The sequence below is a fragment of the Luteibacter sp. P4_E6 genome, from assembly GCF_056401535.1.
The window spans coordinates 1-9289 of record NZ_JBFUJE010000132.1 but is presented as its reverse complement, the minus strand read 5'-3'; the positions used below and the strand labels follow the sequence as shown (position 1 = coordinate 9289).

The 9289-nt window shown below is 64.7% G+C and carries 7 protein-coding genes; 3 read left to right on the top strand and 4 right to left on the bottom strand.

Going from position 1 to position 9289, the window contains the following annotated elements:
* The 3 genes from AC1DT2_RS10315 to xylA all read right to left on the bottom strand — a co-directional run.
* Positions 1-465, bottom strand: a 465-nt coding sequence (locus AC1DT2_RS10315) for a substrate-binding domain-containing protein (RefSeq protein ID WP_477296123.1), incomplete at its 3' end; no start/stop codon positions are given.
* Positions 466-494: 29 nt separating this feature from the next.
* On the bottom strand, positions 495-2000 hold the full coding sequence (gene xylB, locus AC1DT2_RS10310; RefSeq protein ID WP_477296122.1) for a xylulokinase: 1506 nt from the start codon (positions 1998-2000) through the stop codon (positions 495-497).
* A gap of 13 nt (positions 2001-2013) precedes the next feature.
* Entirely contained in the window at positions 2014-3330 is a 1317-nt protein-coding gene (gene xylA / locus AC1DT2_RS10305; RefSeq protein WP_477296121.1) for a xylose isomerase, read from the bottom strand.
* Between the two features lie 154 nt (positions 3331-3484).
* On the opposite strand from xylA, the gene AC1DT2_RS10300 reads away from it, so the two are divergent.
* From AC1DT2_RS10300 to AC1DT2_RS10290, 3 genes are all read left to right on the top strand, one after another.
* Positions 3485-4663, top strand: coding sequence for a XylR family transcriptional regulator (locus AC1DT2_RS10300; protein ID WP_477296120.1), 1179 nt, complete (start codon positions 3485-3487; stop codon positions 4661-4663).
* A gap of 27 nt (positions 4664-4690) precedes the next feature.
* Positions 4691-5734, top strand: coding sequence for an aldose epimerase family protein (locus tag AC1DT2_RS10295; RefSeq protein WP_477296119.1), 1044 nt, complete (start codon positions 4691-4693; stop codon positions 5732-5734).
* Positions 5735-5865: 131 nt separating this feature from the next.
* Positions 5866-7740, top strand: coding sequence for an ATP-binding cassette domain-containing protein (locus AC1DT2_RS10290; RefSeq protein WP_477296118.1), 1875 nt, complete (start codon positions 5866-5868; stop codon positions 7738-7740).
* A gap of 145 nt (positions 7741-7885) precedes the next feature.
* On the opposite strand, the gene AC1DT2_RS10285 is transcribed toward AC1DT2_RS10290, so the two are convergent.
* On the bottom strand, positions 7886-9289 hold a 1404-nt coding region (locus AC1DT2_RS10285), incomplete at its 5' end, for a methyl-accepting chemotaxis protein (RefSeq protein WP_477296117.1).

Here is a 9289-nt window from a genome sequence, read left to right as displayed (position 1 = left end):
GTAGTTGCCCTTCGGAGCCGCGTTGACCACGCCCTGCGCCTGCATCTGGCCAACCTTGTCGTTGTCGAACGAGATATACGCGTCGACGTCGGCATTGAGGATCAGGCGGTCATACGAGATGACCTTGATACCGGCCTTCTTCGCTTCGCCGACCACCGTGGTGAGCGTCTTGGCGTTGAACGGCACGATGACGATGACGTCGACCTTGCGGGCGATCAGCCCTTCGATCTGCGAGATCTGCTTCTGTTCGTTGGCGTCGGCGGACTGTACCGAGACGGTGCCACCCTTGGCTTCGACAGCGGCCTTGAAGTAGTCGCGGTCCTTGGTCCAGCGCTCGACGCGCAGATCGTCGATGGAGAAACCGATGACCGGCTTTTCCTTGCTGGCGTGCGCCTGCGGAGCGGCGAACACGCCTGCGGCGACCATCGATACGGCGAGGACCGTGTATAGAGCCTTCTGCTTCATGCTTATCTCCGTGCTTATGGAATCGCCCCTCAGGAAGGGCGGAAATCGTCGCCGCGAGCGGCGTCGGTAGTCAGGGACTTCAACTGCTCGTAGGTACGGCGGAACAAAGGGTGGCGCGTTTGCAGGAAATAAGCATGACGCGCTGCATCGGGCTCGTAAGTGGCCGTCACGGCGGGCATCGGGCAAACCTCTTCCAACGTGGCCTTGGGATCCGCCGCGAGGTGGGCCAGACGGGCCGCGCCAAGCGCCGGACCGACCTCGCCACCGCTGCGCAGGACCAGCCGCTTGCCGAGAATGTCGGCCAGCATGCGGATCCAGTAGGCACTGCGTGAACCACCGCCGATCACCGTGATCTCTTCGGCCACCAGGCCGGTGGATTCCACCGCGAGCAACCCGTCCAGAAGGCCGAGGCCAACGCCTTCGAGCGTCGCATTGGCGAGATCGGCGCGATCGGTCTCCGGACCCAGGCCCGTGAAGGAACCCCGGGCATGGGCGTCGTTGTGGGGCGTGCGCTCACCCGTGAGATAAGGCAGGAACAGGGGGCCGTCGGGCTTGAGGCCGCTCGCCTCGGCTTCGGCGAGCAACGCCGGCACGTCCTTCTGGCCGGTAAGGCGTGCCGTGAAGTCGAGGCAACTGGCGGCATTGAGCATCACCGACATCAAGTGCCAGGTATCGGGCAAGGCATGGCAGAAGCTGTGCACGGCCTGCTCTGGACTCGAGCGGAAGCCATCGGAGACAGCGAAGTAGACACCGGACGTGCCCAGCGACAGCATGGCCTGGCCATCGCGAACGATACCGACACCGACCGCGCCTGCCGCGTTGTCACCGCCACCTGCAGCCACCGGCACCGTGTCCATGCCCCAGCGCTCGGCCAGCTCCTTGCGCAGCCGGCCAGCGGGCTGGCTGCCTTCGAACACCTGCGGCATGTGCGAACGGTCAAGCCCCGTGGCCGCGAGCATGGCGTCGTTCCACTGGCGCTTTGCCACGTCCAGCCAGAGCGTACCGGCAGCATCCGAGGCGTCCGTCATGTACTCGCCGGTGAGCAGCAGGCGCAGGTAATCCTTCGGCAGCAATACCTTGGCGACCCGACCGAACACCTCGGGCTCGTGCTTGCGCACCCAGGCCAGCTTCGGTGCCGTGAAGCCGGGCATGGCAAGGTTGCCGGTGATCTCGCGGAAGCCAGGGACCCTTTCCAGCTCGGCACATTCCACATCCGAACGGCCGTCATTCCAGAGAATGGCGGGCCGCAGGATGTTGTCGGACTTATCGAGCAGCGTGGCTCCGTGCATCTGCCCCGAGAGGCCGATGGCCGCCACGCGGCGGGCATCGGTTCCCTTGAGGACATCCGCAACGGCGGCCTCGGTCGCCGACCACCAGGTCGCGGGGTCCTGTTCGGACCATCGCGGCCTGGGATGGGATACCTCGAGCGGGCTGGTGGCGCTGGCGCGCACCTCTCCCGCGTCATCGACGAGCACCGCCTTGACGGAGGAGGTGCCGAGGTCGATACCGAGGTACATACGTGCCGAAGCTTCCATGTCGGGTTTCATATCACCCATAGATATAGCGGTTGACGATGTTCTCGAGCAACTCCTGTCCGCCCGACACGTGCTTCGGGTGGATGTCGCGGGAGATGGCCTCGTCCGAAAGCGAAGCGAGCGTGAAGCCGCCCTGAAGGATCTTGCTGCCGAAGTCCGCATCCCAGCCGGCATAGCGCTTGGCCTTGAAGTCGGCCAGTGCGTCGCGCTCGATCATCTTCGCCGCCCGCTCCAGGCTGAGCGCCAGCGCGTCGATGGCGCCAATGTGGCCGTGGAAGAGGTCTTCCGGTGCGCTGCTCTGGCGGCGAACCTTGGTGTCGAAGTTGTAACCGCCCGTGGTGAAACCGCCAGCCTTGAGAATCTCGTAGGTGACGAGGGTGAGCTCTTCGACGCTGTTCGGGAACTGGTCGGTGTCCCAGCCGTTCTGCGGATCGCCGCGATTGGCGTCGATCGAGCCGAACAGGCCCAGCGCGATCGAGGTGGCGACCTCGTGCTGGAACGAGTGACCGGCGAGCGTGGCGTGGTTGGCTTCGAGGTTGGTCTTGACCTCGTTCTCCAGGCCGAAGTCCTTCAGGAAACCGTAGACCGTGGCGCTGTCGTAATCGTACTGGTGCTTGGTCGGCTCCTGCGGCTTGGGTTCGATCAGGATCGTGCCCTTGAAGCCGAGCTTGTGCTTGTGCTCCACCACCATCTGGAAGAAGCGGCCGAGCTGGTTACGCTCGCGCTTCAGATCGGTGTTGAGCAGGGTCTCGTAACCCTCGCGGCCGCCCCACAGCACGTAATTCGCGCCGCCGAGGCGATGCGTGGCTTCCATGGCGTGACGGACCTGGGTTGCCGCATAGGCGAACACTTCCGGCTGCGGATTGGTCGCGGCGCCCGCGGCATAACGCGGGTTGCTGAATACGTTGGCCGTGCCCCAGAGCAGCTTCACGCAGGTCTCGGCCTGCTTCTTCTCGAGCACGTCGACCATCGCGGCGAAGTTGTTCTTGTATTCGGCGAGGTTGGCGCCTTCCGGGGATACGTCGGTGTCATGGAAGGTATAGAACGGCGTACCCAGGCGGGTGAAGAAATCGAACGCCGCGTCGGCCTTCTCGCGTGCCTTGTCCATCGGGTCGCCGGCCGTGTGCCACGGGCGGTCAAAGGTGCCGGCACCGAACACGTCCGAGCCCGGCCAGACGAAGGTGTGCCAGTAGCACACGGCCAGGCGCAGGTGCTCGGCCATGCTCTTGCCCAGGACCTGCTTATTGGCATCGTAGTGGTGAAACGCCAGCGGGTTATCCGAGCCGGCGCCTTCGAAGGCGATCTTGGGGATGTTGGAAAAGTACGACATAACAATTCCTTGACGAACGTGGGGACGAATCCCGACGATGCTGACGATCAAGGGCCATGCGGCGCAATTGCGATTTCCCTCGCCGTTCCCGTGGTTTTCTTTGCCGCGGTGCGTCATGACCGGTTTAACGCGCGGCGTGGTAATTTCCACGGTCATGACACCCCATCGCATCGCCCTTCTTTTCAACGCGAACAAGGTTTATGACCGTCAGGTCATCGCCGGCATTGGGCATTACCTCAACAGCACGCGCGTCGAGTGGGACCTCTTCATGGAAGAGGACTTCCGCAGCCGCATGCGCGATATCCACCAGTTTCGCGGCRACGGGGTCATTGCCGACTTCGACGACCCCGAGGCACCGGACATGTTGAGCGACCTCCACATTCCCGTGGTGGCGGTGGGCGGCTCGTATCACGACCCGGCCAACTACCCGACCGACGTGCCTTACATCGCCACGGATAACGCCCGGCTGATCCGCCTCGCCTACGACCACCTGATTGAGCAGGGCCTGACGCGATTCGCTTTTTATGGCCTGCCACCGCACCCGACCAGCCGCTGGGCCCATGAACGCGAGCACGCGTTCCGCGCCATCGTGGAGGAAGAATCGGTCGAAGGACTGGTCTACCAGGGCTCTCCGACCAGTGCCGGCGGCTGGGGGCAGGCCGTCGAAGAGCTGGTGACCTGGCTGGCCGAGCTGCCCAAGCCCATCGGCATCGTGGCAGTCACCGATGCGCGCGCCCGGCAATTGCTGCAGGCCTGTGTGATGGGCGGCATCGCGGTACCTGAGCAGATCGCCATCGTCGGTATCGACAACGACCCGATGGCCCAGCTGCTCACGCGCATCCCGCTCACTTCGGTGATTCAGGGCGCGGAGGAAATGGGCCGCACCGCGGCCCATCTGCTGCACCAGATGCTGCGTGGCATGGACTGCGCTGGCACCCGCGTGCTCGTGCCACCGGTCGGTATCAACGTGCAGGCGTCGAGCAAGTTCCATCCGATACGCAGCCCGCATGTGATGCGCGCCAGCCATTACATCCGCCAGTACGGTTGCCTCGGCATCAAGACCGAACAGGTTGCCGACTACGTGGGCGTATCACGCACCGTGCTCGAAGAACACTTCAAACGCGAGCTTAAACAGACCGTGCACCAGGTGATCCTCACGCACAAGCTGGATACCGCCTGCGATCTCATCGCCAACTCGGACGTATCGCTCGCCGACATCGCGTTGCGCTGTGGCTTCACCTCACTGCAATACATGTATGCGGTATTCCGGCGCGAATACGACTGTACGCCGCGCCAGTACCTCGACCTCCATCGCAAGACGGCCGCAACCTGATCGTTGCCCGCAGGGATCGCTTTATCCATGCCCGTATTCAATGCCACCGCCTGGGGCCAGCTTCCCGACGGCCGACCGCTCCACCGCTGGACCCTGCGCAACGCGAGCGATGCGCAGATCGACATCACCGATCTCGGCAGCACGTTGCTCGGCTGGCAATCGCCCGATCGCCAGGGGCGCCTGGGCGAGGTGTTGCTCGGCCATGCCACGGCGCAGCAGTACCTCGACTCGAATGCCTACATGGGCGCCATCGTCGGTCGCTGGGCCAACCGCATACGCGGCGGGCGTTTTCGCCTCGATGGCATCGACTACAAGGTAGACCGCAATGACGGTGGCAACCATCTGCATGGCGGCCAGTACGGTTTCCACCTGCAGCGCTGGGACGTGGAAGCGGACGGCGAGTCGCTGGTGATGCGCCTGGTTTCACCTGAGGGCGACGGCGGCTTCCCGGGCGAGGTACGCGTGGAACTCCGCTGCCGTTTCGACGACGACGGCACGCTGGACCTCCAGTACGAAGCCACGTCCGATGCGCCGACCCCGTTGAGCCTCACCGCCCACCCCTATTTCAATCTCAATGACCGTCGGCCGGATATCCGCGACCACGTCATCCGGATCGATGCGGACGAGTTCCTTGCCATCGACGCGGGGGCGATTCCGGTTGGCCGGCAGCACGTGGCGGGCACCGCGTTCGATTTCCGCGACGCGGCGCCGATCGGATCGCGCCTGCATTGGCCCGATCCACAACTTCGCCTCGTCGGCGGGTTCGATCACTGCTACATCCCGCGTGGACCGACGGGCTCGGCGCTGCGAACGGTGGCGGTCGTCAGTGAACCCTCGAGTGGTCGTCGCCTGACGGTTGAGACGGATCGGCCGGGCTTGCAGTTCTACAGTGGCCAGAAGCTCACCGGCCAGCCCAGCCGCGACCCGGAGCCGTACGGCCCGTTCGCCGGCTTCGCCCTGGAGGCCCAGGCCTTTCCCGACCAGGTCAACTCGCCGGAGTCCGAAGGAGCGATCCTGCGGCCCGGGGTCACCTGGCGCCAGCACACGCGTTACAAGGTCGATACCGCCTGATCGCACCTACCTCTGTAGGAGCCGATTCATCGGCGATCCCGCGCCAGCGGGCAAGGTTGCCTCAAGCACCCATCGCCGATAAATCGGCTCCCACAAGAGCCTTGAGGGCCCCGGGCGGGTAGAATGGGCGGATGTCCCTTATCCAACTCCTCAATGTCGACTACAGCGTCGGCGGCCCGCTCCTGCTCGAACAGGTCAATCTTTCCCTCGATGCCGGCGAGCGTGTCTGCATCGTCGGGCGCAACGGCGCCGGAAAGTCCACCCTGCTCAAGCTGATCGCCGGCGAAATCCATGCCGACGACGGCGAGATCCGCCTGCAGGGCGGCACCCGCATCGCCCGCCTGACCCAGGAAGTGCCGCAGGACACCACGGGCAGTGTGTTCGACGTCGTGGCCGATGGCCTGGGCGAGTTGGGTCATCTGCTCGCCCGCTACCATCACGCGCTCGAAGCGGGCGACATGGACGCGCTGGGCGAAGTCCAGACGAAGATCGAGACGCTGAACGCCTGGGACCTCGAGTCGCGCGTGGAGCAGGTGATCGAGCGGCTGGAGCTACCCGCCGATACCGATTTCGCCGACCTCTCCGGTGGTATGAAACGGCGCGTGCTACTGGGTCAGGCACTCGTGCGGGACCCCAACCTGCTCCTGCTCGATGAGCCGACCAACCACCTCGACATCGAGGCGATCGCCTGGCTCGAAACCTTCCTGAAGAACTTCAGCGGCAGCATCGTCTTCATCACCCATGACCGCAGCTTCCTGCGTTCACTGGCCACGCGCATCGTCGAGATCGACCGCGGCAACGTGACCAGCTGGCCGGGCGACTACGACAATTACCTGCGCCGCCGCGAAGAGCGCCTGCATGCGGAAGCCCAGGCCGTCGCGCACTTCGATCGCAAGCTGGCCCAGGAAGAAGTCTGGATCCGCCAGGGCATCAAGGCACGACGGACCCGTAACGAAGGCCGCGTGCGCGCGCTGAAGGCGCTGCGCAACGAGCGCGCCGAGCGTCGTGAGCAGTCGGGTACGGCCAAGATCACGCTCGCGGTTGCGCAGGCGGGTGGACGCAAGGTGGTCGACGCCAAGCACATCACCCAGGCCTACGGCGGCCGCACGCTGCTGGGCGATATTTCGACCACCATCATGCGCGGCGACCGCGTTGGCATCATGGGACCGAACGGCGCGGGCAAGTCCACGCTACTGAAGATCCTGCTTGCCGAGCTCAAACCTCAGCAGGGTGAAGTGACGCTCGGTACGGGCCTGCAGATCGCCTACTTCGACCAGCACCGCTCCACGCTCGACGACACCCTGAACGCGCTGGACAACGTGGCCGAAGGCCGCGAGTACATCGAGCTCAACGGCCAGCGCAAGCACATCATCGGCTACCTGCAGGACTTCCTGTTCTCGCCGGAACGTGCGCGCGCGCCGATCACCCGTCTCTCCGGTGGCGAGCGCAACCGCCTGCTGCTGGCCAAGCTGTTCGCCCAGCCGTCCAACCTGCTGGTGATGGATGAGCCGACCAACGACCTCGACGTGGAAACGCTGGAACTGCTCGAGGAGCTGCTCGGCGATTACACCGGCACGCTTCTGCTCGTGTCCCATGACCGCGACTTCATCGACAACGTGGTGACCAGCACCCTGGTGCTCGAGGGCGATGGCCAGGTCGGCGAGTACATCGGCGGCTATACCGAATGGTTGCGTCAGAAGCCGATCATCGCCGCGGCGCGTGCATCGAATGCGAAGTCCGCACCGGCGCCCACGCCGGCGCCGGCACCGGTAGTCGCTACCGCACCGAAGAAGAAGCTGTCGTTCAAGGAGCAGCGCGAGCTGGATCTCCTGCCGGCGAAGCTGGAGCAGCTCGAGGCCGAGATCGCGAAACGCACGGCGGCGATGAACGATCCGAAATATTTCCAGCAGGATGCCGCGGCGATCACTCGCGGCAACGAGGAACTGGCGAAGGTTCAGGCCGAGCTGGATACCGCATTCGCGCGGTGGGAAGAGCTGGAAGGTTGATCGCGCAACACGCGTGATCGCGAGCACCCTTCGCCGCTGAAGCGGCTCCTACCGAGCAGGTCGCAGCATCCCGCTCGGTAGGAGCCGATTCATCGGGGTAGGAGCCGATTCATCGGCGATGCTCCTACTCGCCGGTGCTCCTCCGTTACAACCGAAACACTTCCACCACCCGCGCCAACTCGCCCGCCTGATCCTCCAGGCTCTTTGCCGCAGCAGCGGCCTCCTCCACCAGCGCCGAGTTCTGCTGGGTCGAATCGTCCATGCGCGAGACGGCGTGGTTGATTCGGCCGATCTGCTCGGACTGATCGTTCGTCGCCCGGCTGATGCTGCCCATCAGGTCGGCCACGTCACGAATACGGCCGAGCACCGTCGTCATGTTGCGGCCCGCTTCGGTGACCAGGCCATGGCCAGCGTCAACCTGCTCGACCGATTCGGTGATCAGCGATTCAATCTCCTTCGCCGCCGTCGCACTGCGCTGGGCGAGGTTGCGCACCTCTTCGGCTACTACGGCGAAGCCCCTGCCCTGCTCGCCGGCGCGAGCGGCCTCGACAGCCGCATTCAACGCCAGGATGTTGGTCTGGAAGGCGATCCCGTTGATGATGCCGATGACGTCCGCAATACGCTGGGCGGAGGCCTGGATGCCGTTCATCGCCTCGACCGCCCCCTGCATCGCGCCCGCCTCCTGCTGTACGGCGACGCTGGCATGTTCGGCCAGCGTACTGGCGCGCGCTGCATTGCCGGCGTTGTCACGCACGGTACGCGTCAACTCGTCGAGGCTCGACGCCGTCATCTGCAACTCGTGCGCCTGGGTTTCGGTGCGCGTGGACAGATCGGCGTTACCCGCCGCGATTTCCGACGTGCTTCCCGCCATGCTCGCCGCCGCCTTGCGCACGGAGCGGGCGATGTCGCCGAGTCCGTCGCCGATGCCGTCGATGGAACGCATCAACTGACCGATTTCGTCGCCACGCGTGGTCTCCAGGCGTGCCGTAAGGTCACCCTCGGCAAGCCGCCTGGCCGCTTCGACCGCGTGCGACAGCGGCCGGGTGATACGCGCACGGATCGCGATGAAGAGCAGCAGGCAAAGCACGGCGACCATGCCGATAGCGGTACCGATCGCCACCATGCGCAGATGTCGCACCGGCCCATACAGTTCGTCCATGTCAACGGTGCCGGCGACCAGCCAGCTCCAGGCCGGATCGGTGGCATAGATGGCAAGACGATCCACCGTATGGCCGTCCGCGCTGGCGCTGTAACGCAATTCGCCCTGCTTGCCTGACAGCATGCGGCCGAACACCGGCTGACCGTCCACATCCATCACTTTCAGCGCCGCACCGTCGATCCGGGCGGCGGCATCCTTCATCATCGGATCCACGATGAACGTGCCGTAGCGCTTGCCGGCGCTGGCATCGATAACCGAGTAATAGCCGCTTTGGCCGATGTGGATCGAGGCGATCTCCTGGGAAAGATTGGCCATCTCACTGGTGATCTCGACACCAACGAACCAGGCGCCGATCACGTTGCCGGACGCGTCGTGGATCGGCTCGTAACG

What these genes read in the sequence shown, in the direction of transcription:
- xylB (WP_477296122.1), bottom strand. Translation starts at nt 2,000, where the DNA reads ATGGAAGCTTCGGCACGTATGTACCTCGGTATCGACCTCGGCACCTCC.
- xylA (WP_477296121.1), bottom strand. Translation starts at nt 3,330, where the DNA reads ATGTCGTACTTTTCCAACATCCCCAAGATCGCCTTCGAAGGCGCCGGC.
- AC1DT2_RS10295 (WP_477296119.1), top strand. Translation starts at nt 4,691, where the DNA reads ATGCCCGTATTCAATGCCACCGCCTGGGGCCAGCTTCCCGACGGCCGA.
- AC1DT2_RS10290 (WP_477296118.1), top strand. Translation starts at nt 5,866, where the DNA reads ATGTCCCTTATCCAACTCCTCAATGTCGACTACAGCGTCGGCGGCCCG.